A 26,375-nucleotide genomic window follows, 5' to 3' on the forward strand; every position below is an offset into this window, starting at 1 on the left:
GTCCGGCGCCGGCGCGGCTCCGGCGGTCAGGGCGGCAGCACGGCCACGATGCGCAGCGGCCCGCCGGAGCCGGCGCGAATCTTCATCGGGAGCGCGATGACGAGCGCGCCTCGCGGGGGCAGCGACTCGAGCGAGGCGACGTTCTCGAACGCCGGGATATCCGCCCCGAGCAGCGCCCGATGCGCCATGAAGCTCCTCGATGGGCCGTGATCGATGCTCGCCGTGTCGATGCCCACCGCCCCCACGTTCCGCTCGATGAGCGCCCGCGCGGCGTCCTCGCCGATACCCGGAAAATGCAGCGCCTCGGCGTGGCCAGGCCGATCGTCGCCGAGGTAACGCTTCTTGTCAGGCCAGCGCGCGCCCCAGCCCGTCCGGATCATCACGATGGTGCGCGGCTCGATGGCGCCGTGCGCCCGCTCGAACGCCTCGATGTCCGCCAGGGTCACGAGGTAGTCGCTGTCCCTGGCCGCGGCGGCCGACACGTCCACCACCACCGCGGAGCCCACGAGGCGGGAGAGGGGCACGGCGTCCGCGGTCGATTTGCCCTCGGCGAAGTGGATGGGCGCGTCGAGGTGCGTGCCGCCATGCTCGGGCGCGCAGAGCGTGTACGCCGAGTAGAAGTAGCCGCCCTCGGTCTTGCCGTGGTGCACCGTGCCGTGGGTGAAGCCCGTCGTCGCCGTGGGCCAGTAAATGGTCTTGTCGTCGAAGGGATAGGTCAGGTCGACGAGCCGCGCGCCCTCGGGCAGGCGGATGTCGCGCGCGCCCGCGCCTCCAGGGGTGTTGCCCCGCGCTCCCGCCTGCTCCGCCGCGCAGCCCGCCGAGAGCGCGGCGAGCACGAGTATCGTCGTGATCAACGTTCGCATCGAGCCCCTCCTGGACGGCCATGCGACCGGCCGCCGGAGATGATTCTGCCACCGGCCTCGAACCCGGGGCATCGATCCTGACATCGCGCGCGGGAGAGCAACGCGGGCAGGAGCGGAGGGAACGACGAGGACAGGAGCGCGGCGAGCGGCAGGCGGGGGAAGCGGCCTGTCCAGTTCCGCTTCCGACGAACGTTCCGTGGGCCGGTTGCTCGAACACGATCTTGGCCGGAGCCCCGCAGCTCGTGCGGCCGCCACCCGCTCCCGTCATGGCGCCGCCACCTGCCTGACGCCACGCCACACCCTGAATTCCCCTGATTTCGGCCGTATATGCCCCTGGTACGCGCGCTGCCATGGACACCGCGCATGGGAGACGCCGACATCACCTTGCGCCACCTCGCCCGAAGGCACCCGGAGGACCTGGTGCGCGCCCTCGTCCCGGAGGGCCATTCCGTCGAGGTCCTCGGCTGGGTCGACAGCCAGGTCACGAACATCGAGCGTCGCGTCGACAAGGCCATTCGCTTGCGGATCGACGGCGAGCCGCGCGTGCTGCACGTCGAGTTCTGCTTCGCGCTCCGCGACGACGTTCCGGATCGCCTCTTCGAGTACCTCGGCTTCCTCTTCGCCGCGCTCCGCCTCGATGCCCATGGGGAGGCGGTGCCGCCGATCGAGAGCGTCGCCGTGGTCCTGTCGGGCCGCAGGCGGCGACTGCCAACGACGGGCAAACGCTGCATCGCGTGGCCGGGGCGGCCGTTCAGCGGCGCGCACTTCCGCATCGACGCCGTCTACCAGCGCACGGTCTCCGAGCTGCGGGCGCGCGGCAGCGTGCTCTGGCTGGTGTTCGCGCCTCTCGCCCGGAACGCGACCCCGGCGGCGCTGAGGCAGATCGTCGCGGAGATCCATGCGGGGGCGGCCACCGCCGAGGAGCGGGCCGAGCTGTACACGGCGCTCCTGGTGATGGCCACTATCGATCCCTGGGGGCATAATCTGCTGAAGGAGCTCGTCATGATGGTGGAGGACAAGGAAGAGGGGCTGCTCCGGCGCACGCCGATCATCGGGGAGATGATCATCGAGGCCGAGCGACGCGGCGAGGAGCGGGGGGAGAGACGCGGTGAGGAGCGGGGGGAGAGACGCGGCGAGGAACGGGGCGAGCGACGCGGCGAGGAGCGTGGCGAGGAGCGAGGCAAGCAGCAGGCGATCGCGGAGCTGCTCGGTCGGCTCTTCGCCCGGCGGCTCGGGCGGCGACCGACGGCCGAAGAAGAGCGCTCGATCATCGAGCGAGCCCGCGCCATCGGTCCGGGCGAGGTCGAGGATGCCTTGCTCGATCTGGAGGCCGACGCGCTGGTGCGCTGGCTCGCGGAGCCGCTCCGCACGTCGTGAGCTCCGCGGGAGGACGGTCCTCCGCGCGCGTGATCGCAGCGATTCGATCCAGGTAGGCGCAGCCGCCGGACAGCAGCGGCAGCGGCGCGGTCCAGGTCGGGAGCGACCGTCGACCCGAGCGGCCCGGCCATCCGCGCCGGCGGCGGTCAGCCGCTCCGGCGGGGCGCCCGCTTCTTGGCTCCGGCGTGCGGCGGGCTCCTGGACTCCCTCGGTCGCGGCGCCCCTTCGAGCTCCGCTTCAAGTCCCTTGAGAAGTAGCTCCAGTCCATACCGGAACCGCGCGTCCGTGTCGGTGCTCAGGAGGTGCGGGAGCGCCGCCGCGAGGTGCGGGTAAGCTCCTCGCTCCACCGCCTCGCGGAAGAGCGCTGGATCGGCCTTGCCGGGGTCCGCTCCCGGGCGGACCACCAGGGCCTGCTCCTCGAGGGTGAAGCCGATCACGTAGTACACGATCGACCAGCACCCCCACGCCGCGGCGCGCGGCGAGAGACCGGCGTCGCTCAGCGCGCCGAGCAGCACCTCCGAGACCCGCAGCGTGTTGTCCTGCGCGACGTAGGTCCCCGCGAACACCCGCGCCCCATCGCGGTGCGCGAGGAGCGCCCCGCGGAGCCGCTCGGCCATGTCCGCCGCGCGCTCCATCCCCGAGAGCGCTGCCGGCGCGCTCTCCGCGCAGCCCGCCAGCATGGCCTCCGCCATCGCGTCGAGCAGCTCCTCCTTGTTCTTGATGTGCCAGTAGAGCGTCGCCGCCTGGACATCCAGCTCCTGCCCGAGCAATCGCGCGCGCTCACGGTGCACCCGAGGACCCTGGAGATCCTCGATCAGCGCGGGATCGTGGACCGCTTCCAGCGCCGGGGCGTGCCGGTGCCTGCAGGGCATTTCGCCTGGCTCGACACGCCGCTCGATTTCTCGCGCCTCGACACGCGGCACCCGCACACGCTGTGGCTGGCCCAGGCCCAGACAGAGGCGCTTTTGGAGGCGCGGGCCCGCGAGCTGGGCGTCGAGATCCAGCGCGGTCATTCGGTCGTCGAGGTCGCGGAGAGGGAAGGCGAGGTCGCGCTGCGGGTCGAAGGCCCCGCGGGGCAGGCCGAGGAGCGCGCGCGTTACGTGGTGGGGTGCGACGGGGCGAGGAGCGTCGTACGACGGTCGATCGGCGTCGGGTTTCCGGGCACGGAGACGACGGTGACGGCCATCCTGGGCGACGTGGAGCTCGACGAGCCCCCGGCCAGGCCGTTCAGGCACACGTGCTCGCGCGGCTCCGTTCTGGCGGCCCCGCTTCCGCCCGGCGATCACGAGGGCGTCTATCGCTTCGTCGTGTTCGATCCGCAAAGGGTGCACGTGAGCACGTCCGAGCCGGTCACGCTCGAGGAGCTGCAGAGCGGCGTCGCGCGGATCGTCGGAAGGGACTTCCGGATGCGCAATCCACGGTGGCTGTCGCGCTTCGGCAATGCGACGCGGGTCGCCGAGCAGTACCGGCGCGGGCGGGTCCTCCTCGCGGGCGACGCGGCGCACATCCACTTTCCCGCCGGCGGCCAGGGGCTCAACGTCGGGCTGCAAGACGCGATGAACCTCGGCTGGAAGCTCGCGGCCGAGGTGAACGGCTGGGCGCCGCCCCACCTCCTGGACAGCTATCATGCCGAGCGCCATCCCGTGGGCGTGGCCCTGGGGCGCAACACGGAGGTTCAGACCAAGCTCGGCGACTTCTCGGAAGCGGGGCTTTCGCTCCGCCAGATGATGAGCGAGCTGCTCGCCATGGATCCCGTCAATCGGCGGATCTCCGAGATGATCAGCGCGCTCGACGTCGCGTATCCGACCGGCGGGGCAGCGGAGGCGCACCCCTGGGTCGGCAGGCGGGCGCCCGATCGCGCGCTGGTGACGGACTCCGGCGCTTCGCGGCTGTACGAGCTGCTCCACACGGCCCGGTTCGTCCTGCTCGACCTCGCCGGCGCGGTCGATCTCCGGGAGGCAGGCGCGGCGTGGGGCGATCGCGTCGAGGTCGTCCGCGCGACGGCCGCCCCCGAGAGCGATCTCGCCGCCGTCGATGCGGTCCTCGTGAGGCCGGACGGGCACGTCGCGTGGGCGAGCGACGCCGCCCGACGGGCGACGCGCCTCGCCGATCTGAGGAGCGCGCTCGCGTCCTGGTGCGGGCCCGCGTGAGGCCGCCAGGGTGCGCTCCCACCTTCGGCTCGGAAGAGGTGGAGAGGGCGGAGCGCCGACGCCCGTTCGGCCGTTTGCGCGTTCAGCGCCCGCGCGCTCCTGGGTTCGTCCTGGCGCGCCCCGACGCGAAGCGCTAGCGTCTGGCCAGGGTGCGCAGGGGCGCCCTCCCCGCCGGAAAGAAGCCTTTCACCCTGCGACGCGACGACCGCGAGTCACCTCGCACCGTCATGACCACGTCGACATCCTCGGGCCGAGGGAGCGGGTAGCGGCCGATTCGAGAGGAGACGTCCATGATGGATCCCGTTCGCGAGCTGAAGACCCGCGCCGAGCTCTTGCACAAGCAGCTCGCGTCGAACGACGCCAGGGCGCTCTTGCGCCTGCGCGCGCTGCCCGAGCTCGGGCGCGCCGACGAGGCCGCGCTCGCCGCGGCCGTTCCCGGCATCCGCAGAAAGCACTGCCTCGCGGTGGTCGCGCGCGAGTGCGGCTTCTCGAGCTGGGAGCGCGCGCGCCTCGCCCTCGCGGGAGAGCCCGGCGCGCCCGAGCTCGGGACGCTGCTCTACGGCCGGGATGGCGGCGTGCTGCACCACTGGTTCGCGACCTACGAGGAGGCGCGCGCCCACGTCGAGGCGCTGCCGGAGGCGCCGCGCGGCTACCTCCTCGCGTACAAACACCACTTCTTCGTCGCCGATCGCCCGTTCGTCGCGTCGCTCGGGCTCGATCCCGACGACCCGGACTGGCAAGCGATCGGGTGGGACTGGGCACGGCCTGCCGATGTCGCCGCGCGGAGCCGCCTCTACGCAAAGCGGCTCGCCTCGATGCGGGGGTGGGCATGAGCGCCCCCGAGCTGCACCCGGACCTCACCGCCGCGCTCGAGGCAACGTTCCCGGGGCGCCCGGTCCAGGACGTGACCTCACTCTCCGGCGGGTTCTCCGGCGCCGCGCTGATCGCGTTCGTCGTCGACGGCACGCCGTACGTCGCGAAGCGCTTCGCGCTCGAGCCGAGCGATCCGGAGCGCGCCGCGCGCGAGAGCGCGTGCATGCGCATCGCGTCCGAGCGCGGCGTCGCGCCGCGCCTGCACCACGCGGACGCGCGGACGGGCGTGACGATCATGGACCGCATCGCGGGGGCACAGCTCCGCCCGACGCGCGATCCGGCGCAGATCGAGCGGGTCGCTGCGGCGTTGCGGCGGCTCCACGACGGTCCGCCGTTCCCGCGCAGCCCGTCGCGCATGGACTTCCTGCGCTCCCTCGACGCGCAGTGCGCCGCGCTCGCAGGCGCGGGCCTGCCAGCCGAGCTCGTGCGCGCGGTCGTGGAGCTCGAGCGTGTGAGCGCGCCGCACGCGCACGCCGCCGCGTGTCATCGCGACCTCAACCCGAACAACGTGCTCGTGACGGCCGAGCGCGTGTACTTCGTGGACTGGACCCACGCGGGCGCGGGAGATCCATTCATCGATCTCGCGCAGCTCGGCGTCTTTGCGTGCCCGCGGCCCGAGCAGCGCGAGGCGCTGCTCGCGGCGTACCTGGGGAGGCCAGCGAGCGACGGCGAGCGCGCGCGGGCGGGCCTCGCGCGCGCCATCGCCCTCGCCTTCTACGCGGCGAGCTTCTTCTTCGCGGCAGCGCGCCTCGGCGGGCCGCCTGCCGAAGACGACGCGTCCCGCCCGCTCGCGGAGGTCCTCGCCGCGTTCGGCGCCGCGCCGGAGCGCACGCACCCCGGCGTCGTCGCCGCCGCCCTCCTGCGCGAGATGCGACAGGAAGCCGGGGCGCTCGACGTCCTGCGCGGCTGACCGTGACGTCACGCTGAAAGGCATGGGGCGCGGACCCCCGACGAGGATCGCGTCCCACCTCGGCGCTGCCCAGCGAGCTCCGCGGCCCGCGGTGACGCTGCCAGTCGCGCCGCGACCCGGCGGCTGCGCAGCACGACAGCAGTACATCCAGGGAGACGCGGAGTCCCCTCGTGGGGACTCCTCGCCTTCTCCTCGGGTGAAGCGCGCTCGAGCGCCCTGAGCTCGAGGCGCGCGCCCCAGGAAGGCGTTCTGGCCTCGAAGGAACAATGACGCTCCTCCGTTCACCAAGGCGAGGGGCGCAGCGAGGCGAGGGCCATTGGGCGGCGGCGCGTGGGATTGCGATGATTGCGCCCGGTGCATCGCGCGGATAGCGTGGGTGCATGAGGAGCTGGGAGCAGCAAGTCCAGGCCGCGGCCGCGACGCTCGGCCTCGACGCGCGGGGCGGCGAAGCGAAGGGCCTCGTCGCGGGGCGCCGCGTCTCCGTGGAGCTCAGCGACACACAAGATCGTCCGTACGCCCTCGTCCATGGCTGGCTCCGGCCACCCCTCGATCTGGGCCTCGAGATGGAGCGCAGGCAGACGACCCTGGGCTTCGTGAACGCGGTCATGACCGGCAGCGACGACCTCGACAGCGAGTTCTCGATCGCAGCGGATGATCCCTCCCGGACAGGGGATCTCTTCACCGTGGCGCTCCGCGAGCACCTCGTCGCGCTGCACCGCGCGTCCTACGAGCTCCGCATCCACGACGGCGGCTGCACGCTCTCCGAGCCGTACGGCTCCACCGATGAGGCGTGGATCGTGCGCGCCGCCCACGGCGCCGCGCAGACCGTCGAGCTCCTCGACGATGCGCGCGCTGGGCTCCGCGCCGCGGCGCCGCTCGCCGCGCACGCCGAGGCGCTCCGCGCGCTCGCCTCGGCGCGCGGCCTCGCCTTCGCGAGCGTGCCGCTCTCGGTCACGGGCCGGATCGAGGGCGGCCCCATCGAGGTCGGCTCGGCGCGCGCGGCGCGCGGCCGCCACCGGATCACCGCGCGCGCGAGCTTCGAGACCGAGCTCGGCCTTGGCCTCGCCGTCCGGCGCGAACGACTCCTCGACGGCCTCGCCACGATGCTGGGCGGGCAGGACATCGTCGTTGATGACGAGGCGTTCGATCGCCGCTTCCACGTGCGTGTGGATCCGCGGCAGACCGACCGGACCCCCGCGCTGCTCGACCCTGGCGCCCGTGTGGCCCTCCTCGCCCTCGACGAGCGCGCTGGCCCCGTTACCATCGACGATCGCGGCGTGACCTTGGGGCCGATCGCCCCCTCGATCGCGCCGGACACGGTGGTGTGGGCCATCGACACGCTCGACGAGGTGCGCGCAAGGATCGAGCGCAACCTCCTGCGTGGGCCCGGGGGCGGGCCCTACCGCTAGCGACGACCAGAGCACGAGCCGCCTGCCTCGACGGCTGCAGCCTTGTCCCGCTCCTCGGTAGCGCACGCGTCTGCCGGGCGAGCGCCATGCACCGCGCTTCTTTGATATACAAGCCAGGACGGAACCGAGGTGCGGATGAACGGTGATGCCGATTACATGGCTGTCGTCGCGGAGAACCAGCAGCTGAAGCAGCGCATCCGCGAGCTGGAGGAGGCCGAGGAGGCGCGGGATCGCCTCCAGGCGGAGCTGCGCCAGAGCGAGGAGCATGCGCGCGTCTTTGTCACCTACAGCCCGGCTGCTGTGGCCATGTTCGACAAGGACATGCGCTACATCCTGGCCAGTCACCGCTGGCGGGAAGATTTCGGCATGAAGGAGCAGGACATCATCGGCCGATGTCATTACGATCTCTTCCCCGAGATCCCCGAGCACTGGAGGCAGATCCACCGGCGCTGCATCGCAGGGGCCTCGGAATCGAATGATGAAGAGCCCTTCGCGCGGGCCGACGGGAGCGTCGACTGGGTGCGCTGGAAGATCTTTCCCTGGTACAAGTCGACCGGCGAGATCGGCGGGATCATGCTGTTCACCGAGGTGATCACCGACCGGAAGCGGCTCGAGGATACGCTCCGGTTGCAGGCGAGGACGCTCCTGGAGCTGTCGACGCCCATCGTGCCCATCAGCCAGGGCGTCCTCGTGCTGCCGCTCGTGGGCGTGCTGGACGCGGCGCGAGCGCAGCAGATGATGGAGAACCTGCTGGGCAAGGTGGTCGAGCGGCAGGCGCGTGTGGCGATCATCGACGTCACCGGCGTGCCGCACATCGACGCGGCCTCGGCGAGCGCCCTCCTGCAGGTGGCGCGGGCGGTCCGGCTGCTCGGGGCGCAGGTCGTCCTGACGGGCATCCGGCCGGAGGTGTCCCACGCCATCGTCAGCCTCGACATCGATCTCGCCGGCGTCGTGACCCGCCGCGACCTGCAGAGCGCGATCTCGTTCGCGACCGGGATGAGCCTGGCGCCCGCGTCGCCGTCCCAGCCTTGACGCACCTTGCCCGGGGGCTGCTGCTGGAGCAGCACCCCCGCAGCACGCGCCTGCTGCTCCAGCAGCAAGGGCTTGTCCGGTATAACGGATCCATGTCTTTTGAAGCGGACGTAAGCCTGGTACGCCGCATGCAAAACGCAGAAACCAGAACGTAATCGGCAGCGGCGCAACGAGCGTCGAGCTGCTTTCCTGACAGAGTGCGCGGCGTGCGCCGCGTGCGGCCGAGTTTCCTTCGTTGCCGGGAGGCATCGGGCCTTCGAGCCCTCTCTGAATTCTCCCACGGGACGGCGCGCTGGAGCGTTCGGGCGCGGTCACAAGGCCGAGCGCATCGATGGTGCTTCCGCCCGACCTGCCCTGCTGGCCACGGTGAAGGCTTGGTCCGCACAGTGCAATGCGTCAGGGCGATAGTCGACCTGAAGAAAGCCATGAAAGATCCAGTGATCGCGATCGACGCGGTCTCACACATCCTCGCGAGCACGACCCTGACGAACGCCCTCCCGGGCGCGCGAGCCGTCGTGTTGCGCCGGGTCGCGAGGCGCCTTGCGCTCTGCGCAGAGGCGCGCTCCGCGGCGCTCCCCCGGCGCCCGCGGCGGCTCGCGCCCCGCCGGATCGGCGCCGACGTCGAGCGATGGACCGCCACGCGCTGTAGGGGCGCCGCGCTCGCGGCGCTCTAGCTCGAAGGCCTCTCACATTCTCAGCACAGGAGCGGGCGCCTGGTCGGCGCGCGGCCTCGTGCGCCCTGGGCGCGGCTGCCCGGCGCCGATGGCCGCCGCGCGACCGCGCGATCGCGCCACGGAGTCATCGTCATGAGCGTCTCATCCTCTCACCTCTCGCTGAAAGACGGCAAGAAGACCTCTCGCTCGCGGGTTGTGCGCGACAAGCTCGATTATCCGGTGATCGACACCGATCTGCACACGATCGAGTTCGCGCCGATCCTCGAGGATTACATCGCGAAGTACGGCGGCGCGAGGTCCGTCGACGAGTTCCGCGACGCGATCAACCGGGGCTTCGGCTACCTGAGCAACGAGTGGTACGAGCTCACGCCCGAGCAGCGCGCGGCGCAGCGCTCGGTCCGCCCGCCGTGGTGGGCGCTGCCGACGAAGAACACCCTCGATCTCGCCACGGTGTCGCTGCCCAGGCTGCTTCACGAGCGGCTCGGCGAGTCGGGGACGGACTACGCGGTTCTCTTCCCGAACGTCTCCACGTTCGCCACCCACGTCGGCAAGGAGGACCTGCGCCGGGTGCTCATCCGCGCGGTCAACGCCTATCACGCCGACGTGTACCGGCCGTACGCCGACCGCCTCACGCCTGTCGCGGCCATCCCGCTGCACACGCCGGAGGAGGGCGTCGAAGAGCTGGAGTTCGCCGTGCGCGAGCTCGGCCTCAAGGTCGCCCTCATCCCGGGCAACCTCCGGCGGCCGATCCGGTCGGTCGCCGAGAAGTACCCGTCGCGGCACCACCCGGACGTCGCGCGGCACGCGAACTGGCTCGACACGTTCGGCGTGGACAGCGAGCACAACTACGACCCGTTCTGGGCCAAGGCGGTCGAGCTCAGGACGGTGCTGACCACCCACTCCGCCGGGATGGGGTGGACCAGCCGCAGCTCGGTGTCGAGCTACATGTACAACCACATCGGCCACTTCGCCTCCGCCTCCGAGGCGCTCGCGAAGTCGCTCTTCTTCAGCGGCGTGACCCGCCGGTTCCCCGATCTCCGCGTCGGCTTCCTCGAGGGAGGGGCGGCGTGGGGCGCGACGCTGTTCGCGGATCTGGTGGGGCACTGGGAGAAGCGCAATGGCAGGGCGGTCCAGAACTACAACCCCGATCTGATCGACGCGAAGCTGCTGTACGCGCTCTACCAGCAGTACGGCGGCGAGGAGGTCGGGGCGCGGCTCGGTGACATCCACGCTGTCCTCGGCGGGGCGCTCGGCGTCTCGAACAACTCGCGGAGGCAGCCGCAGGACCCGGGCGCGCTCGACGACTTCGCGGCGGCGGGCATCGAGCGGATCGAGGACATCCGCGACAGGTACGTGCCGAACTTCTACTTCGGCTCGGAGGCGGACGACCCGACGATCGCGTACGCGTTCAACACGAAGGTCAACCCGCTCGGCGTCCAGCTCAACGCCTTCTGGGCGTCGGACAGCGGCCACTGGGACGTGCCGGACCTGACCGAGGTCCTCGCGGACACCTGGAGCCTCGTCGAGCGGGGGGCGCTCACGGAGGCGAACTTCCGCGATCTCGTGTTCACCCATCCATACAACTTCTTTGCCGGCAAGAACCCCGGCTTCTTCGCCGGGACCGCGGTCGAGCAGAAGCTGCGGAAGAGCAAGGCGGCCTGAACGTGGAGCGTCGGGCGGGGCGACGGAAGCGGCCCCGCCCGACGGTAGCTGTGAATCAACGAACCCCTCTGGATCCGTTCATGCGTTTGCTCGACCGCTCAAGAACCGCCATCTCATCGATCCTCGCGACGAGCCTCGTCCTTTGCGTGACGCAGGCGAGCGCGCAGAACCCGCCCGGCAGAGCCCAGGGTGAACGCCCCGCGCCTGCGCCCGCCGGCGCGGCCCCTGCGCCCGCCGGTGCGGCTCAGGCGCCTGCCGGCGCGGCCCCTGCGCCCGCTGGCGCGGCCCGTACGCCGGCCGCCGTGCCTCCCGCGGGCCCTGCGCCCGCTGGCGCGGCTGCGGCGCCTGCTGGCGCAGCCCCCGCCGCGCCGGGCGCCGCGAGCGCCGCCCCGGCTGCTCCCGGCGCCACCCCCGGCGCGCCGGACCCCGGCGCTCCGCCCGCGGGCGACGCAGCCGCGGAGGCCTTCGTCGAGCCGGATCCCAACGCCGTCACGCGCGACGACCTGCAAGGGCTCGTCACCGACCTCGAGAACTTCAAGTTCCAGTGGCAGCGAGAGCGCGACCTCCACACCGCCCTCTCGACCCGCTCCCTCCTCGTCGGCGGCGTCATCCAGGCGCGCATCGGATGGACGGAGCAGCCGGTGAACACGGCGACCTCGAAGGATCGCAAGGTGACGTTCGACACGGGCGCCGCGACCCTCACGTTCAATGGCATCCTCTACAAGGACTACGAGGAAGGTCGCAACCTGACCTACTCGGTGCGCTTCGGCGCCTCGCCCCAGCAGGCGAGCAACAACAGCTTCCTCAACCTGCTGGACGCCCAGCTGGCGTACTCCGTGCTCCCCACCCTCGCCCCCGAGGACTGGGTCCTGCAGGTCACCCTGGGCCAGCAGCTCCTGCCCTTCGGGCTGGAGGTCCCCGCGAGCGAGGAGCTGAAGCCGGTGATCACCAACGCGCAATTCACGACGAAGCTCGGGCTGAACCGGCGCGACCTCGGGCTCATCGTCCGCGGCGACGTGCTGCCGCAGGTGGACTACGGCTACAACTACCGGGCGCCTCTCCTCGCCTACGCGATCGGCATCATCAACGGGAGCGGGCCGAACACGCCCGACGACAACAGCGAGAAGGACATCATCGGCCGCCTCGCGTTCACCGTGCCGTCCGACTACAACTCCATCCTCCGCCAGATCACGCTCGGCGGGAGCGCGTACATCGGCTGGCAGAACACGTTCCTCAAGGACGAGAAGAAGACGCTGTCCGGCAAGGGCGTCAAGCGCCGCTTCGGCGGCGACATCTACTACAACCACTATCCGATCGGCGTCACCTACGAGTTCATCTACGGCCAGGACGACGTGACGCTCGGGACGACGGCGGAGGACCCCCGGAAGACGAGGCAAACCAGCCTGTCGCACGTGGCGACCTTCTTCTACAACTGGGGCGAGCAGTTCCTGAGGGGCTACCGCAACCAGGGCCGCTACGACGACTGGTGGCCGAAGACCTACCAGCCGTTCCTCCGCGTCGACCTCTTCGACCCCAGCACCGAGGTGCAAGAGAACCGGGTCGACGTCTACACGCTCGGCTTCAACGTCTTCTTCGCGGAGACGACGAAGTTCCAGCTCAACGTCAACCGCCGAGACGACCGCACGAGCACCGAGGGGGCCAAACACGAGGTCCTAGCCCAACTCCAAGGCGCCTTCTAGAGGGGGCTCACCCGCTGCGGATACGGGCCCATCTCGACGTTTTCGGTGCTCGGCGTACCGGAGTACGCCTGCGCGCCGAAAACGCCGATCTGGACCCGTCTCCTGTGCGGGAGAGCCCCCTCTGGGGGCGGTGCGTGGCAATGCAATGAAAGCAGAGAGGAGATTTATGAGACGAGCTTTGGTTTTGGTGCAGATGTTGATCGCGGCGATTTTGACGTTGTCGGCGCATGTGGCGCGGGCGGAGGCGCCTGGCGTTATCCGGGTGGCGTTTGCGGGGGTGGGGATCGGGAACCGGCCTTTTGTGGGCGGTAGCAGCTTGAGCGTGGTGCACGCGCGGGGGCTCCTGGAGGAGGAGTTCAAGAAGGACAACATCAAGATCGAGTGGTCCTTCTTCAAGGGGGCCGGGCCCGCGGTCAACGAGGCGTACGCGAACCGGCTGCTCGATTTCGCGCTCCAGGGAGACCTGCCGTCGAGCATCGGCAGGGCAGGGGGGCTCAAGACGAAGCTCCTCGCGGGGGTGTCGACGAGGCAGCATACGTACCTCGCCGTCCCGGCGGACTCGTCGATCGCGTCGCTCGCGGACCTCAAGGGGAAGAAGGTCGCCCTCTTCAAGGGCACGAACCTGCAGCTCGCCGTCAACAAGATCCTCGCGGGCAGCGGGCTGTCGGAGCGCGATCTCCGGATCCTCAACATGGACAGCGCGACCGCGAAGGCGGCGCTGGCGACGAGAGACATCGACGCCGCCTTCGGCGGGTACGACCTGCTCACGCTCCAGGATCAGGGGGTCGCCAAGATCGTCTACTCGACGAAGAACGACTCGCCGGCCTACCTGCGGCACGCCCACCTGATCGTCACGGAAGACTTCGCGAACAAGTATCCCGACATCACGAAGCGCGTCGTCAAGGTCGTGGTGCAGGCCGCCCACTGGATCGCGCAGAACGAGGCCAACCCGGCGCCGATCTACCAGCTCTGGTCCAAGTCGGGGGTGCCGTACTCGAACTTCAAGGCGGACCAGACGGGCGACTCGCTCAAGGTGCGCGCGAGCCCGCTGTTCGATGAATACCTGACCTCCCGCTACAAGGCGGCCGCCGCCGACGCGAAGCGGTTCGGCCTGATCAGGAGCACGTTCGACGTCGACTCCTGGATCGATCTGCGGTTCCTGAACGCGGCGCTGAAGGAGCTGAACCTCGAGGGCTACTGGCCCGAGTTCGACGTGAACGGGAAGGTCAAGCACCCCGGGAGGTCATGAGAGGAGCGCGCGCGGCGAAGGGGCCTAGCGCAGGGCGGAACGCCACGAGAGAAAGGCAACCAAGATGACGCAGCAGGGAATTCAAGAAAGCCAGACCCAGGCCGGCTACGAGCTCGCGGCGCGCGACGTGGCGCTGCCCGCGGGCGGCGCCTCCCGGCTCCTGTCGCGGAAGGTGGGCAACGTCGCCGTGGGGCTCGTCTTCCCGGCGGCGCTCCTCCTCGCGTGGAGCTACGCCTCGCAGCGCGAGCTGATACCGGCGCAGATCCTGCCCGCGCCAGGGCTCGTCGCGCAGACGCTGACCGAGCTCGCAAGCTCGGGCGATCTGCACACGAACATCGCCATCAGCCTCGGTCGCGTCCTCGGCGGCTTCGCCGCGGGCGGCGCGGCGGGCCTCGCGCTCGGCATCGCCATGGGGCTCTCACGGCGGATCGAGGAGCACGTCCACCCGCTCTTCAAGGCGCTCGCGCAGGTCCCCGCGCTCGCGTGGCTGCCGCTCGTCATGATGGTGGCGGGGATCGGCGAGTCGCTCAAGCTGATCCTCATCGCGCAGGCGAGCCTCATCCCCGTGGCGATCAACACGTTCGAGGGCATCAAGAACGTGCCGAGATCGTACATCGAGGTGGCCCGGGTCTTCCGCTTCAGCCATGCTCAGCTGCTCCGGAAGGTCGTGCTCCCCGCCGCGGTGCCGTCCATCGCCGTCGGCGTCCGTTACGGCCTGACGCAGGCGTGGCTGTCGCTCGTCACGGTCGAGCTCCTTGCCTCGTCCGAGGGCGTCGGGTTCCTGATCGTCTGGGGCCGCCAGCTGTTCCAGCTCGACGTGGTGCTCGCGGCGATCCTCGTCGTGGGGATCGTCGGGCTCGCGCTCGACAAGGGGCTCGAGGCGATCGAGGCCCGCCTCCTCCGCTGGCGGCGCGCCGCCCTCTAGCACCTCACCGAAGAACCCACACGATGAGCGCCATCACCCATGCTCTGATCCAGCCGCGGCTGCGGCGCGGCCTGGTCCTGCCCGTCCTGCTGTTCGTCGCGTGGCTCGTGGTCTGCCGCTACGAGCTCGCCAATACCCGCATCCTGGTCCCGCCGCTCGCGGTCTGGAGGGCCGCGAGCGCGCTGCACGAGAGCGGCGATCTCTGGACACACCTGCGCGCCAGCCTCGTCCGCGATCTCCTTGGGCTCGCGCTCGGGATCGTCGCGGGCGGCGCCGTCGGCGGTCTGCTCGCCGTCTCGCGCACCGCCGACAAGCTGTTCTCACCGAGCTTCCACGCGGCGAAGCAGGTCGCGCTGTTCGCGTGGATCCCGCTCATGTCGGTGTGGCTCGGCGTGGGCGAGCAGGCGAAGATCGCCTTCATCGCGCTCTCCGCCTTCTACCCGGTCGTCGTGAACACCTATGAAGGCGTGCGCAGCGTCGGTGTCGAGCACATCGAGGTGGCGCGGGTGCTCCGCTTCTCGCGGTGGCAGACCCTCCGCAAGGTCATCCTGCCGTCCGCCGCGCCGTCGCTCTTCGCGGGCGTGCACCAGGGGCTCATCTACGCGTGGCTCGGCACGCTCGGGGCCGAGTACCTGCTCGAGCCCGCGCCCGGGATCGGCAGCCTGATGGTGGACGGGCGCGAGCGCTTCGCCATGGATGTCGTGCTGGTCGGGCTGATCGTGTCCGGCCTCGTGGGCTTCGGCCTGAACGCGCTGGCCAAGGCCGCGGAAGACCGCCTGTTGCGATGGCGCGTCCGCGGCGTGTGAACGTCGTCAACGTCGTCAACGTCGCCAACGTCTGATTCCGTCTGCTTCATCTGCTTCGAGGAGGAACTCATGGGCTCGCCTGGAGTCATCAACATTCGTGATGTCAGCAAGAAGTACGTGGTCAAGGACAATCCCCTGGAGGTCCTCCGGGGGATCGGCCTGACCATTCACCCCGGCGAGTTCATCAGCGTCGTGGGCGCGAGCGGTTGCGGCAAATCGACGCTCCTCCGGCTCCTCGTCGGGCTGGACGGCGACTACGAGGGCGACATCCTCGTCGGCGGCGCGCGCGTCGAGGGGACGAGCCTCGATCGGGGCATCGTCTTCCAGGAGCACCGGCTCTTCCCCTGGCTCACCATCGAGCAGAACGTCGCGCTCGGGCTCGAGAGCTCGGCGTGGACGCACGCCGAGAAGGCCCGCGCGGTCGACGAGCACCTCGAGCTCGTGGGCCTGTCCGGGTTCAAGCGGGCGTACCCGCACCAGCTCTCCGGCGGGATGGCCCAGCGGGCGGCGATCGCGCGAGGGCTGGTCAACCGGCCGGGCATCCTGCTGCTCGACGAGCCGTTCGGCGCGCTCGACGCGCTGACCCGCGCGAAGCTGCAGCAGGAGCTCCAGCGCATCTGGCAGGAGGAGAAGATCACCATGATCCTCGTCACGCACGACGTCGAGGAGGCGGTGTTCCTCGGCGATCGCGTCGTCGTGCTCGAGCCGCGGCCCGGGAGGATCAAGCAGGTCGTCCCCGTCAGCGCGCCGCGCCCGAGGTCCCGCACCGATCACGAGATCAAGGCCCTCGTCGACGAGGTGCGCGGCCACCTCCTCGAGGCCTAGCGCGACGGATCGAGGCGCAGCGTGACGGAAGGCCCGAAGTCCTCTGGGACAACCGGTGGGGCCGCGCCAGAGAAAGATCTCTGGCGCATGGCAGGGTCATCCGTTATAATGGACGAACCATCCGCTATCATGGTGAGTTGAGCCCGATGACGATGCCCTTGCTCACGCTTCCCAACACGAGCTCGTTGGCCCTTTCTGTGCGCGCCAAGGCGCTTGTCTTCGAGGATCCGCGCTCGCAGGCGATCCTCGATCGGATCCGGCAGCTCTCGCCGAGCGACGCGACGTTGCTCGTGACGGGGGAGACCGGCACGGGCAAGGAGATCGTGGCCCGTCACATCCACGCCTTGAGCCACCGGCGGGGGCGGCCCTTCGTGGCGGTCAATTGCGGCGCCTGGTCGGAGTCGCTCGTCGAGAGCGAGCTGTTCGGCCACGAGAAGGGCGCCTTCACGGGGGCGACGACCTCGAAGGCCGGGTGGTTCGAGGCCGCGGAAGGCGGGACGCTGTTCCTCGACGAGATCGGGGATCTGTCGCTGCCGCTCCAGGTCAAGCTGCTCCGCGTGCTGCAGGAGCGCGAGGTGGTGCGGCTCGGCTCGCGCCAGCCGATCCCGATCGACGTGCGGCTCATCGCGGCGACCAACGTGAACCTGGAGGAGGCGGTGATCGCGCGGAAGTTCCGCGAGGATCTCTTCTACCGGCTCAACGTGGCGACGCTCGCGCTCCCGCCGCTGCGCGAGCGGCCGGGCGACATCCTCCCGCTGGCGCGCTACTTCCTCGAGCTCTACGCCCACCGGCTCGGCTCGGGGCCGGCCGTGCTCACGGCGGAGGCGACGGCGCGGCTCCTCGGGCACCCGTGGCCCGGGAACATCCGGGAGATCGAGAACGCGATGCACCACGCGCTCCTGGTCTGCAAAGGCCAGGAGGTCACCCCGGCGGATCTGCGCCTGACGGCGCTCCAGCCGAAGGCCGGGGCCAGCATTCCTCCGCCGGAGCAGGGGGCGACGGACGCCGTGTCCCAGGTCAGGCCGACGGCGCAGGCGACGGCGCTGGAGGGCGCGCTGCTCGCGCTGTTCGAGCAGAACCTGCCGAACCTGCACGAGCAGATCGAGGAGACGATCATCCGGACGGCGTACCGCTACTGCGATCGCAACCAGCTCCAGACGGCCAGGCTGCTCGGCATCAGCAGGAACATCGTGCGCGCGCGGCTCGCGCAGTTCGGGGAGCTGGCGCGCTACCGGGCGTCGCGCGGCGGGGCGGCGGCCGCCGCGTTCGGGCGAGGGGAGGCGAGCACCGCGCCGCGCGCCCCGGGGACGACCTGAGCCAGCGCGTCGGCGCGGCTGTGCGGGGCACGCTGGCCCGGCGGGTGCGCTGAGGCGAGCGAGGCCGGCGGGGCGCCTCAGGAGCGCGACGGGGAGGCCGGCCGGGGGCGACCCGGCGTGCGGGGGCGAGCCCTCACGCCCGGGGCCTTCAACCCGAGGGCCTCTCGCACCGTCGTGGCCGTGGCCGCCTGCGCGATCCACCGATCGAGCTTCGCCGCGTCCGCGCAGGCCCGGATGCGCGCCTCGTCGTCCTCCGAGGGGGAGAGCCCGCGCGCCCGCAGCAGCGTGAGCAGCGCGTCTTGACGGCCCTCGGCCCTACCCTTGGCCTCGCCCTCGGCCCGGCCCTTGGCCTCGCCCTCGGCGCGGCCCTTCTTCCGCCCCTGCGCTTCGAGGAAAAGGCGGAGCTTCCGGGCAGCGGGTGTCTCCGGGATCTTGTCGGGGTTCATCGAGGCCTCCCTGAGGAGCTCCAGCATCCGCTCGCTGAGCACGGAGAGGATCGCACGCTGCTGGGCCCGTCGCAACGCGCGCGGCAGCCGCTCGGTCAGCTCGAACGCGCGCTCGACGACGGCGCGCGCCCGAGGCCCATGGCGGTGCTGCATGGCCCAGGCCGCGAAGAGCGCGAGCTCCGGGTGGCGCTCATCGAGCAGCGCCTTGCCCTCGGCGTGGCCGAGGTGGAGCACGACGGGCTTGAGCTGCAGCACGGTTCCGAGGCGCGTCCGCACGCACGCGACGCGCTCGGCCCAGCGGGCGACGGCGCGGCGCGCGGTGATGACGATCACGTCGCCGAGCGCGCCGGTCTGACTGAAGAGCAGGCTGGCCGCGAGGGGCCACCGGCGGCGCTTGGCCGGATCAACGCTGCGCTGCAGCTCGACAAGGACCCAGCGGCGCCGGCCGCCATGAAGGACGAGATCGAGCCGCAGCTCCGCCGGCTTCACGAAGCGGAGCGTGGCGTCGGCGGGCTTGAGGCGTCGCGGCAGCCGCACGCCGGTGAGCTTGGAGACGAGCGCTCCGAGCAGCCCCGGCTGCTCACGCAATGCGACGATCAAAACCTCGTGCGGTGTGCTCGGCACGGCGCGTGACTACGCCGAAAGGGTGGTGAGCGGCCAAGTTCTGCTCGCCTCCCGCGCCCACCTCACAGCAGCGCCACTCCAGCGCATCGGGGGCACGCAGAAATCCAAATGGCTGCGTCGACCGACGCGGAATGAATCAATTCTTCAACGCCACGCCTGCCTCGCCGGACGCGCAACGCTTGATCAACGACGCCCTGATGACGTCGACCAGGCGCGTCGCGTCACCCGCTCTTCTCGGCTCCCAGCTCCCCTCCCTCCACGGCCCGCAGCGCGGGCTCAAGCGTGGCTCGCGCCCGTGGAGGGCTGCCCGGCCCTGGTCTCGATCCAGCGCTCCAGATCGGCGCGCGAGGTCACGCCGCTGCGGCGATCGAGCTCTCGCCCTCCGCTGAAGAGCACGAACGTGGGCACCCCCTGGATGCGCCGGCGCCCGGCTTCCGCCGGATCGGCGTCGGTGTCGAGCTTGAGGACCAGCACCTTGCCCGCATTCCTGCGGCCGAGCTCGTCGAGGGCCGGCGCGACGACACGGCACGGGCCGCACCAGGTGGCCCAGTAGTCGACAAGGACGGGGACAGGAGAGCTCGCAATCGCCTGTTCGAGCGCGGCCCCGTTCACCGGCTGCGGAGCGCCCGTCGTGTCGAGGTGCGCCTTGCAGCGGCCACAGACCGGCCGATCCTTGACCCTCTGGTCCGCAACCCGGTTGATCGAGCCGCAGCGGCCGCAACGGTAGATAGCCATGATCCTTCTCCTTGCCGTCGCCGCGTGCCGCGGCATTGCGAGCAACTTGGGTCCGGCGTACGCCTTGGCAACCAGGGGGCGTGTCGGCCGTGCGGCGGACGCGGCGGTCGGCGAGCGGGCTACCGCGGCGGGGCTTCGCAGGCCCGTCGCGTCACCTCGTGGCGGTAGTCGAACATCCGCTCCAGCTTGCGCCGGACGAAGAGGCCGCCGCCGAGCCGGCCGATCGCGCCGAGCGGGAGCTCGTACTCCACGTGGTCTGTGAGGTAGCAGCCGCCCGAGCCGTCGGGGTCCATGCGGTGCGTGTGCACCCAGCGCTTGAACGGCCCGCTGCGCTGCGTGTCCTGGAACATCCGCCCCCGCTCGTACTGCGTGTGCTCCGCGACCCAGCGCAGCGGGACGGGGCCGACGCGCGTCTCCACGACCACGCGCGCGCCGACGAGGATGCCGCCGGCCTTCTCCAGCACGCGCGCGTGCTCCCAGGGGGGCGTGAGGCGCTCGAGGGCGTCGGGCTGCTCGTGGAAGGCGAAGACCCGCTCGGGGGGCGCGGCGATGCGCGTGCGCTTCTCGAAGATGGGCATGCCGCGAGGATGGATCACGGCGCGCAGTCGCGCCCGCGCGGCGTGCAGCGCTCGTCATGGGCTCGTGCCTGCATCCCGGAAGAGAGCGATCTCCACCGCTCCCAGACCGAGAGCGAGTGCGAGCGAGTCGCTTGACCTTCATGAACCCCCATGATTTCATGGCATCTCATGCGAGCTGGTGCGAAAGGTGGAGTTCATCGAGCCGGTGCGGTGGCGATGGTCGCCATCGGCCTGGTCACCGGCTGCGGCCAGATTCTGGGCCTCGATGAGTTCGTCGATATCGCCGGCCGCGGCGGCGACGCGGGAGCGGGCGGCAGCGGATCGACGTCGTCCGTCGGGGGTGACGGCGGCTCCGGAGAGCCGCCGTCGGTGCCCGTCCTGCGGCTCCCGAAGAACGATGCCTATCTCGGCGCCCTGCGCAAGAGCGGCTCGAAGCGACCCCGGTTCGTGTGGGAGGCCTCCGTGTCGCCCACCGACGCGCCCATCGAGTACGAGCTACAGTACAGCGCCGATCCAGATATGACGGACGCGATCTCGGCCACCACGGAACACACCGAGTTCCAGCCGGAGGAGGATCTGCCGATAGCGCTCCTGCCGCCCGTCGGGCGGCGCTATTACTGGCGCGTGCGCGCCTGCTCGCGAGACTCCTGCTCGGAGTTCTCGCGGGCGCGATGGATCAACGTCGGCCGAGCCAGGTGCGATTACAACGCCGATGGCTATGACGATATCGCTATAAGTGCATACAGCTTCGTGGCCGAGAATGCGATCTACTTCTACTATGGGGCGCCTCTTGAGCAGCTCGGCATGGACGACGATGGCCTGGTGTTCAGCCCGAACGGCCGGAACGATGGTTTCGGGATGTCCCTGTCGTGCGCGGGCGACGTGGACGGCGACGGCTATGCCGATGCGCTGACGGGAGCAACCTATCACGATAAGGCATACATTTACCGCGGTGGTGGCGGCGATCGGTTCAGGGCAGACTACGAGACACTCGAAGGGATCTCGGCGCTGGGTGAGCTAGGTCCCTACGTCGCTTCTGCCGGTGATGTCAACGGAGATGGGTTCGGCGATGTGCTCGTCTCGGGAACCGGCTTTTCCGAGCCGACCGCTTACGTGTACCTGGGAGGCTCGGCAGCGCTCGACGGGCCGATTGCGCTAGCGTTTGGTCAGAGCGTGGAGAGCGCAGGCAGCGTTGGTACGATGGTGTCGTCGGCCGGCGACGTCAATGGCGACGGCTTCTCGGATGTCATGGTGTTGTTCTACTCGTCCGACGGCGACGTCGTGCGCATTTACCATGGGAACCCCGGCAAAGGGTTCGATACCACACCCAAAGTAGAGCTGGTCGATCCGTCCGGTGGCTCGAGGTTCGCTAGGTCGCTCGACGCCGCTGGCGACGTCAATGGCGACGGCTTCGGCGACGTCATCCTCGGGTCGTACGAGACGAGCCACGCGTACCTCTACCTCGGCGGACCTCAGGGGTTGAGCTCCGCGCCGGACGTCACGCTCGCAGGCGACGACGCGTTCGGCATCACCGTTGCTGGGGTGGGCGATCTCAACAACGACGGGTTCGACGATTTCGCCGTCGCGGACCGCTCCCCGAAGGTGCTTGTCTACCTCGGTGGCAATGAGTCGGAGCTGGACGAACCGGATACGGCCATATACAGAGACGCCATCGAAGACAGGACAGGACAGCGCCTTGGCTCTCCCGGTGATATCAACGGCGACGGGTACTCGGATCTCACGATCGCCATCACGGAGGAGAACATCGTCTATTTGTATCTCGGTGGTTCGGTCATCGCAGATCCCAAGGTCGAGGACACCTCGATCTCACAGCCGCCGGGGGACAGAGAGTTCGGCTTTGCCGTGGCGCACCGCTGACGCGTGCCTGGGCGCCTCTCCGCTGGAGCTCACCCGCCGCCCGCGCGGGGGGCGCTCGCGGGCGCACGATCAGAACGCCCACGACCAAGTAACGATCGCCGGCTCCGCCCCCGGCTCCTGCGGCAGCGCGCCCGCCGCAAACCGCGTCCTGGTCGGCTGGATCGGGTGAATCGCTGCGAGCGCGAAGCCCGTCACGTGGCCCAGGATCATGCCGGCGCCGACGTCCTGCCACGAGTGCGCGCCGGCGCCGATCCGCAGCGCCATCGTCACCACCGTCGCCGCCTCGGCGAGGGCGAGCGCGCCCAGGCGCGGCGCGGCGTCGCCGGTCGTGCGCAGCGCGAGGTTGAGGCGCACGCCCGCGATGGCCGCGACCGGGGTCGTGTGGCCCGACGGGAAGGCGTCGAAGTCGAGATCGGTGTCCCCGCATCGGTCCGTCCGCCACGAGCGCGGCCGGCACCGGCCCGACAGCCGCTTGATCATGCTCGAGAGGCCTGTCGACAGCGCCGCCGCCTCGAGCTCGATCAGCGACGTCCTGAGCGCCCGGGAGAAGGGGTGGGGGACGCCGGCGCCCGCGAGGTAGCTGCCCTCGAGGGCGTACCCGCTGCCGAGCTGGAGCAGCGTGCCCGCGGCGGCGCCGGTGATGTCGCTGGCGAGGCCGAGTGTCTCGTTGCGCTCCTCGCTGGAGGCTGCGCCCCACGCCGAGCGGCGCTGAGGCAGCAAGTACGTCGCCAGCGAGGCGGTGCAGGCCGCGACGACCGCCACCTCGCCCGCCGGCGCCCCGAACGCCCAGTCCGGGGCCGCCGGCCCCGCCTGCGCGGCGGCGGGCGCGCTCCACGCCAGCGCGCACACGCAGGCGAGCGGCGCGGCGTACCTCACGGCTTCTTCGCTGCGGGGGGCGCCGCGGGCTGCGCGGGCGCCGCGGGCTTCGCAGCCTGGGGCGCGGCGGGCGCCGACGGCTTGCCGGGCGCCGCCGGCTTGCTCGCCGCCGCCGCCGGTCCGGCCGCCACGCCTGGCGCCTTCTGCACGATGACCTCACCGAGCTGCAACGCCGAGAGCTGCTCTCCGACAGCGCCGGCGTCGCCCACCAGGACGACCCGGAGCTGCTCGGGCACGAGGTACTTCTGCGCGACCCGCTGCACGTCCGCGGGCGTGATGCGCTGGAGCCTCGCCGGTCGCGTCGCGTACTCGTCGAGCGGCAGATCGTAGACCGCGAGGCCCGCGATCGTCGACGCGGTCGCGTCCGCCGTCTCGAAGCGCGCCGGCAGCTGGCGGATGAGGTTCGCCTTCGCGTCCGCGAGCTCCTCGTTCGTGACGGGCTCCCTCCGCATCCGGTCGATCTCCGCGAAGATCTCCCTCACGGCGGGGCCCGTGTTCTCCCGCACGATGGCGCCGCCCGCGGAGAACGGGCCCGCTCCGTGGCGCATGTCGAAGCCGGAGCGCGCGCCGTAGGTGTAGGCGTGCTTCTCGCGCAGGTTCAGGTTGAGCCGGCTCGAGAACTGCCCGCCGAGGAGCGTGTTCATCACGAGCAGCGCGTCGTAGTCCGCCGTCGCGCGCGGCACGCCCGGCAGCGCCACCGTCACGGTCGACTGCGTGAGCCCCGGCCTGTCGACGATGACGACGCGCGGCGCGCCTGCGGCGAGCGCCGGCGGATCGGCGGGGATCGCCGCCTTGGCGGGGGCGGGCGGCGCGGAGGCCGGGCCCTTCCAGGCGCCGAAGACCCGCTCCACCTCCTTCACCGCGTCGGCCTTCGTGATGTCCCCGGCGATGGCGACGGTCGTCAGCTCCGGCCGGAACTGCGCGGCGTGGAACTTCGCCAGGGCGCCCGCCGTGATCTTCTTCAGCGCCGCCTCGGTGCCGATCAGCGGCGCGTTGTACGGGTGGCCCTCGGGGTAGAGGACCCGGGCCTGGGCGATGGAGAGGAGCGACGCGGGGCGATCGTTCATCTCGGCGAGCTGGGTGATGCGGCGCGACCGCTCGCGCTCGATCTCCGCCGGCGCGAAGGCCGGGTTCATGTACGCGTCGCCGAGCAGCGTGAGCATCTCGCCGAACCGCGGCGTCACGCTCTGGCCCTGCACGCCGCCGCCGTCGAAGCCGACCGCGGACGAGAAGCTCGCGCCGAGCTTGCCGAGCGCGTCGCTGAGCGCGAGCGCGCTGCGGGTCTTGGTGCCCTGCATGAGCATCGCGCCCGCGAACGCGCCGACGCCCGGCTCGGCCTGATCGGCGCCGCGGACGGTCGTCACGTCCACGGCCACGATCGGCAGCTCGTGCCGCTCCACGACGAGGACGCGGATCCCGTTCGCGAGCTTCGCCTCCTCGATCTGCGGCGGCCGGAAGACCACGTCCGGCCCGGGGGGAGGCGGCGATTTGCGGAAGTCGTCCGCCGCCGCGGCGGCGGGCGGCGCCGCCGCGGGGGGCTGCGCGCCGGGGGGCGCGGGGGGCGGCGTCGACGTGACCGGAGCGCAGGCGGCGAGCGCCACGGCTGCGAGCGAGGCGGAGACGGTTCGTTTCATGCGCATGGGCTCAACCCCCCTTCGGCGCGGCCGGCCCGGCCGCAGGCTTGTCGACCGCGGGCTTGTCGCCAGCGGGCTTCATGAGGGCCGGCGCGGCCGCCGGCTTGTCGGTCGCCGGCGCGGCCGCGGGCTTCGCGCCCGCCGGCGCGGCCGCGGGCGCCGCGACCGCGGGCTGCACGCTCGCCGCTGCCGACGGCGCCGCGGTGGTGGGCTTCGCGGCCGCCGCGGGCGTCGCCGCCCCGCTCTGCTTCACGAGGCGCCCGGCCTTCGGAGCGCCCGGCTTCGGCGTGACGAGGGCGATCACGCGCCTGCCCTGGGGCAGGAGATCCGCTGTCGCCTTCTGCAGGTCGGCGGCGGTGGCCTTCTCGTACCTGGCCACGTCCCTCGGGAAGTACCCCGGATCGCCGGTGAGCTGGTTGTAGTTGTTGATGGCGTTCGCGCGGGCCGTCACCTGCTCCATGCTGAAGACCAGCTCCGAGAGCACCTTGGCCTGGGCCCGGTCGTGCTCGTCCTGCGTCGGCGGCGCCTTGCGCAGCCGGTCGAGCTCGGCGTCGATGAGCTTCAGGGCCTGCTCGGGCGACTTGCCCTTCTTCAGCGTCGCCGTGATCTGGAAGGTGCTGGCGAGCTGGCTCGATTGCTGGAACGCGAAGACGTCCTGCGCGATCTGGAGATCGTACACGAGCTTCTTGTAGAGGCGGCTCGTCTTGCCCGAGGCGAGGACGTTGGCGACGAGGTCGAGCTCGGCGTCGCCGGGCGCGAAGCTCGGCGGCGTCACCCAGCTGATCGTCACGCGGGGCAGCTCGACGTCCGCCTCGATGTCGAGGCGCTTCTCGGTCGCGAGGTCGCCGGGGTCGGGCTTCGTCGCCACGGGCGGCGGGGCGCCCTTCGCGATGGGGCCGAAGTACTTCTGGATGAGCTCCTTCGCCTTGTCTCGCTCGATGTCGCCCGCCACGACGAGGGTCGCGTTGTTGGGCACGTAGAACGTCCGGAAGAAGGCCTTCACGTCGTCCATCTGCGCCGCGTCGAGATCCTCGGGCGTGCCGATGGTCAGCAGGTGGTAGGGGTGGCTCTCCGGGAACAGGGCCGCGCGGAGGAACTGCGGCACGAGGCCGTAGGGCGCGTTCTCGTAGTTCTGGCGGCGCTCGTTCTTCACGACGTTGCGCTGGCTCGTGAAGGTCGCGTCGTTCGCGTGGTCGAGCAGCCACCCCATCCGGTCGCTCTCCAGCCAGAGCACCAGCGCGAGCTCGTTGGCGGGGACGGTCTCGAAGTAGTTGGTGCGGTCGCTGTTCGTCGTCCCGTTGCGCTCGCTCGCGCCGGCCCGCTCCAGGTACTTGAAGAACATGTCCTCGCCCACGTGCTTCGAGCCCTGGAACATGACGTGCTCGAACAGGTGCGCGAAGCCGTTCTTCCCCCGCGGCTCGTCCTTGGAGCCGACGTGGTACCAGACGTTGACGGCCACGACGGGCGTGCGGTGATCCTCGTGCAGGACCACCTCGAGCCCGTTCTCCAGCGTGTACTTCTCGACCGGGATCGCGACGCTCACGCTGGTCGCCGCCGCCGCGGGCTGCGCCTTCGTCGCGATCGGCGCCGCCGCCGCGGGCGTGGGCTTGGCCGCAGCTTGAGCCGCCGCAGGCTGCGCCGGCGCTGCGGCCGGGGGCGCGGCATAGGCGGGCAACGTCAGGCCGAGCGCGGCGACGAGCGCGCTGGACAGGGACGAGAGCGCCCGGAGGCGCGTCCGTTCGGACCGGTGGTGGGCTCGCATGGGCGCGGTTTTAGCGCAGATTGCCCGAGGTCGAGCGCAAACTTCGCTCGTGGAATGGGGGCGCGGCGCTG

23 protein-coding genes are annotated in these 26,375 nt (G+C 70.9%); 15 read left to right on the top strand and 8 right to left on the bottom strand.

Annotated elements, in window-relative coordinates; genetic code table 11:
• Positions 1 to 26 precede the first annotated feature (26 nt).
• Positions 27 to 863, bottom strand: a complete 837-nt coding sequence (locus tag WMF11_RS07440; RefSeq protein ID WP_437976942.1) for a cyclase family protein — start codon at positions 861 to 863, stop codon at positions 27 to 29.
• A 363-nt stretch (positions 864 to 1,226) separates the two neighbouring features.
• On the opposite strand from WMF11_RS07440, the gene WMF11_RS07445 reads away from it, so the two are divergent.
• A complete protein-coding gene (locus WMF11_RS07445) occupies positions 1,227 to 2,240 on the top strand; it encodes a hypothetical protein (protein ID WP_437907736.1) in 1,014 nt (337 codons plus the stop codon).
• 146 nt (positions 2,241 to 2,386) lie between these two features.
• Here the strand turns inward: WMF11_RS07445 and WMF11_RS07450 are convergent, their stop codons facing one another.
• A complete protein-coding gene (locus tag WMF11_RS07450; RefSeq protein ID WP_437907737.1) occupies positions 2,387 to 3,031 on the bottom strand; it encodes a TetR/AcrR family transcriptional regulator C-terminal domain-containing protein in 645 nt (214 codons plus the stop codon).
• On the opposite strand from WMF11_RS07450, the gene WMF11_RS07455 reads away from it, so the two are divergent.
• From WMF11_RS07455 to WMF11_RS07515, 13 genes are all read left to right on the top strand, one after another.
• The gene (locus WMF11_RS07455) at positions 3,026 to 4,390 is read left to right on the top strand and encodes an FAD-dependent monooxygenase (RefSeq protein WP_437976943.1); all 1,365 of its coding nucleotides are present in this window, start codon (positions 3,026 to 3,028) and stop codon (positions 4,388 to 4,390) included. The two genes, WMF11_RS07450 and WMF11_RS07455, sit on opposite strands and share 6 nt — an antisense overlap.
• 290 nt (positions 4,391 to 4,680) lie before the next feature.
• The gene (locus WMF11_RS07460; RefSeq protein ID WP_437976944.1) at positions 4,681 to 5,223 is read left to right on the top strand and encodes a hypothetical protein; all 543 of its coding nucleotides are present in this window, start codon (positions 4,681 to 4,683) and stop codon (positions 5,221 to 5,223) included.
• Positions 5,220 to 6,173, top strand: coding sequence for an aminoglycoside phosphotransferase family protein (locus WMF11_RS07465; protein WP_437976945.1), 954 nt, complete (start codon positions 5,220 to 5,222; stop codon positions 6,171 to 6,173). The genes WMF11_RS07460 and WMF11_RS07465 overlap by 4 nt, the downstream gene beginning before the upstream one ends.
• A 380-nt stretch (positions 6,174 to 6,553) precedes the next feature.
• A complete protein-coding gene (locus tag WMF11_RS07470) occupies positions 6,554 to 7,582 on the top strand; it encodes a hypothetical protein (protein ID WP_437976946.1) in 1,029 nt (342 codons plus the stop codon).
• 135 nt (positions 7,583 to 7,717) lie between these two features.
• On the top strand, positions 7,718 to 8,614 hold the full coding sequence (locus WMF11_RS07475) for an STAS domain-containing protein (protein ID WP_437976947.1): 897 nt from the start codon (positions 7,718 to 7,720) through the stop codon (positions 8,612 to 8,614).
• A gap of 425 nt (positions 8,615 to 9,039) precedes the next feature.
• Positions 9,040 to 9,288: a hypothetical protein gene (locus tag WMF11_RS07480; RefSeq protein ID WP_437976948.1), complete on the top strand. Its 249-nt coding sequence runs from the start codon at positions 9,040 to 9,042 to the stop codon at positions 9,286 to 9,288.
• Between the two features lie 132 nt (positions 9,289 to 9,420).
• Entirely contained in the window at positions 9,421 to 10,950 is a 1,530-nt protein-coding gene (locus tag WMF11_RS07485) for an amidohydrolase family protein (protein ID WP_437976949.1), read from the top strand.
• A 302-nt stretch (positions 10,951 to 11,252) separates the two neighbouring features.
• Positions 11,253 to 12,650, top strand: a complete 1,398-nt coding sequence (locus WMF11_RS07490) for a hypothetical protein (RefSeq protein ID WP_437976950.1) — start codon at positions 11,253 to 11,255, stop codon at positions 12,648 to 12,650.
• Positions 12,651 to 12,816: 166 nt separating this feature from the next.
• Positions 12,817 to 13,899 carry an ABC transporter substrate-binding protein gene (locus WMF11_RS07495; RefSeq protein ID WP_437976951.1) on the top strand — a complete coding sequence of 361 codons (1,083 nt, stop codon included), beginning with the start codon at positions 12,817 to 12,819 and terminating at the stop codon, positions 13,897 to 13,899.
• A gap of 64 nt (positions 13,900 to 13,963) precedes the next feature.
• Entirely contained in the window at positions 13,964 to 14,824 is an 861-nt protein-coding gene (locus tag WMF11_RS07500; RefSeq protein ID WP_437976952.1) for an ABC transporter permease, read from the top strand.
• A 23-nt stretch (positions 14,825 to 14,847) separates the two neighbouring features.
• Positions 14,848 to 15,630 (top strand): ABC transporter permease, encoded by a 783-nt coding sequence (locus tag WMF11_RS07505; protein ID WP_437976953.1) that lies wholly within the window; start codon positions 14,848 to 14,850, stop codon positions 15,628 to 15,630.
• Positions 15,631 to 15,699: 69 nt separating this feature from the next.
• Positions 15,700 to 16,455 carry an ABC transporter ATP-binding protein gene (locus WMF11_RS07510; protein WP_437976954.1) on the top strand — a complete coding sequence of 252 codons (756 nt, stop codon included), beginning with the start codon at positions 15,700 to 15,702 and terminating at the stop codon, positions 16,453 to 16,455.
• A gap of 152 nt (positions 16,456 to 16,607) precedes the next feature.
• Complete coding sequence (locus WMF11_RS07515; RefSeq protein WP_437979286.1) at positions 16,608 to 17,771, top strand: sigma-54 interaction domain-containing protein; 1,164 nt, start codon at positions 16,608 to 16,610, stop codon at positions 17,769 to 17,771.
• Positions 17,772 to 17,848: 77 nt separating this feature from the next.
• On the opposite strand, the gene WMF11_RS07520 is transcribed toward WMF11_RS07515, so the two are convergent.
• From WMF11_RS07520 to WMF11_RS07530, 3 genes are all read right to left on the bottom strand, one after another.
• Positions 17,849 to 18,841: a hypothetical protein gene (locus WMF11_RS07520; protein WP_437976955.1), complete on the bottom strand. Its 993-nt coding sequence runs from the start codon at positions 18,839 to 18,841 to the stop codon at positions 17,849 to 17,851.
• Between the two features lie 276 nt (positions 18,842 to 19,117).
• The gene (locus WMF11_RS07525; protein ID WP_437976956.1) at positions 19,118 to 19,576 is read right to left on the bottom strand and encodes a thioredoxin family protein; all 459 of its coding nucleotides are present in this window, start codon (positions 19,574 to 19,576) and stop codon (positions 19,118 to 19,120) included.
• 119 nt (positions 19,577 to 19,695) lie between these two features.
• Positions 19,696 to 20,172, bottom strand: coding sequence for an SRPBCC family protein (locus WMF11_RS07530; protein WP_437976957.1), 477 nt, complete (start codon positions 20,170 to 20,172; stop codon positions 19,696 to 19,698).
• Positions 20,173 to 20,370: 198 nt separating this feature from the next.
• On the opposite strand from WMF11_RS07530, the gene WMF11_RS07535 reads away from it, so the two are divergent.
• Positions 20,371 to 22,032 carry an FG-GAP repeat domain-containing protein gene (locus tag WMF11_RS07535; protein WP_437979287.1) on the top strand — a complete coding sequence of 554 codons (1,662 nt, stop codon included), beginning with the start codon at positions 20,371 to 20,373 and terminating at the stop codon, positions 22,030 to 22,032.
• Positions 22,033 to 22,101: 69 nt separating this feature from the next.
• Here WMF11_RS07535 and WMF11_RS07540 read toward each other — a convergent pair whose 3' ends face one another.
• The 3 genes from WMF11_RS07540 to WMF11_RS07550 are packed head-to-tail and all read right to left on the bottom strand — an operon-like array spanning position 22,102 to position 26,304.
• Entirely contained in the window at positions 22,102 to 22,908 is an 807-nt protein-coding gene (locus WMF11_RS07540; protein ID WP_437976958.1) for a phosphatase PAP2 family protein, read from the bottom strand.
• Positions 22,905 to 24,548 (bottom strand): M16 family metallopeptidase, encoded by a 1,644-nt coding sequence (locus WMF11_RS07545; protein WP_437976959.1) that lies wholly within the window; start codon positions 24,546 to 24,548, stop codon positions 22,905 to 22,907. Before WMF11_RS07545 ends, WMF11_RS07540 begins: the two co-directional genes overlap by 4 nt.
• Positions 24,549 to 24,552: 4 nt before the next feature.
• On the bottom strand, positions 24,553 to 26,304 hold the full coding sequence (locus WMF11_RS07550; RefSeq protein WP_437976960.1) for a M16 family metallopeptidase: 1,752 nt from the start codon (positions 26,302 to 26,304) through the stop codon (positions 24,553 to 24,555).
• Between the last annotated feature and the right edge of the window lie 71 nt (positions 26,305 to 26,375).

The organism is Sorangium sp. So ce295 (genome assembly GCF_051527405.1).
In the GTDB taxonomy this organism is placed as follows: domain Bacteria; phylum Myxococcota_A; class Polyangia; order Polyangiales; family Polyangiaceae; genus Sorangium; species Sorangium cellulosum_B.

What these genes read in the sequence shown, in the direction of transcription:
- WMF11_RS07470 (WP_437976946.1), top strand. Translation starts at nt 6,554, where the DNA reads ATGAGGAGCTGGGAGCAGCAAGTCCAGGCCGCGGCCGCGACGCTCGGC.
- WMF11_RS07485 (WP_437976949.1), top strand. Translation starts at nt 9,421, where the DNA reads ATGAGCGTCTCATCCTCTCACCTCTCGCTGAAAGACGGCAAGAAGACC.
- WMF11_RS07505 (WP_437976953.1), top strand. Translation starts at nt 14,848, where the DNA reads ATGAGCGCCATCACCCATGCTCTGATCCAGCCGCGGCTGCGGCGCGGC.
- WMF11_RS07465 (WP_437976945.1), top strand. Translation starts at nt 5,220, where the DNA reads ATGAGCGCCCCCGAGCTGCACCCGGACCTCACCGCCGCGCTCGAGGCA.
- WMF11_RS07545 (WP_437976959.1), bottom strand. Translation starts at nt 24,548, where the DNA reads ATGCGCATGAAACGAACCGTCTCCGCCTCGCTCGCAGCCGTGGCGCTC.
- WMF11_RS07495 (WP_437976951.1), top strand. Translation starts at nt 12,817, where the DNA reads ATGAGACGAGCTTTGGTTTTGGTGCAGATGTTGATCGCGGCGATTTTG.
- WMF11_RS07515 (WP_437979286.1), top strand. Translation starts at nt 16,608, where the DNA reads ATGCCCTTGCTCACGCTTCCCAACACGAGCTCGTTGGCCCTTTCTGTG.
- WMF11_RS07510 (WP_437976954.1), top strand. Translation starts at nt 15,700, where the DNA reads ATGGGCTCGCCTGGAGTCATCAACATTCGTGATGTCAGCAAGAAGTAC.
- WMF11_RS07440 (WP_437976942.1), bottom strand. Translation starts at nt 863, where the DNA reads ATGCGAACGTTGATCACGACGATACTCGTGCTCGCCGCGCTCTCGGCG.
- WMF11_RS07460 (WP_437976944.1), top strand. Translation starts at nt 4,681, where the DNA reads ATGATGGATCCCGTTCGCGAGCTGAAGACCCGCGCCGAGCTCTTGCAC.
- WMF11_RS07525 (WP_437976956.1), bottom strand. Translation starts at nt 19,576, where the DNA reads ATGGCTATCTACCGTTGCGGCCGCTGCGGCTCGATCAACCGGGTTGCG.
- WMF11_RS07535 (WP_437979287.1), top strand. Translation starts at nt 20,371, where the DNA reads ATGGTCGCCATCGGCCTGGTCACCGGCTGCGGCCAGATTCTGGGCCTC.
- WMF11_RS07445 (WP_437907736.1), top strand. Translation starts at nt 1,227, where the DNA reads ATGGGAGACGCCGACATCACCTTGCGCCACCTCGCCCGAAGGCACCCG.
- WMF11_RS07500 (WP_437976952.1), top strand. Translation starts at nt 13,964, where the DNA reads ATGACGCAGCAGGGAATTCAAGAAAGCCAGACCCAGGCCGGCTACGAG.
- WMF11_RS07550 (WP_437976960.1), bottom strand. Translation starts at nt 26,304, where the DNA reads ATGCGAGCCCACCACCGGTCCGAACGGACGCGCCTCCGGGCGCTCTCG.
- WMF11_RS07475 (WP_437976947.1), top strand. Translation starts at nt 7,718, where the DNA reads ATGAACGGTGATGCCGATTACATGGCTGTCGTCGCGGAGAACCAGCAG.
- WMF11_RS07480 (WP_437976948.1), top strand. Translation starts at nt 9,040, where the DNA reads ATGAAAGATCCAGTGATCGCGATCGACGCGGTCTCACACATCCTCGCG.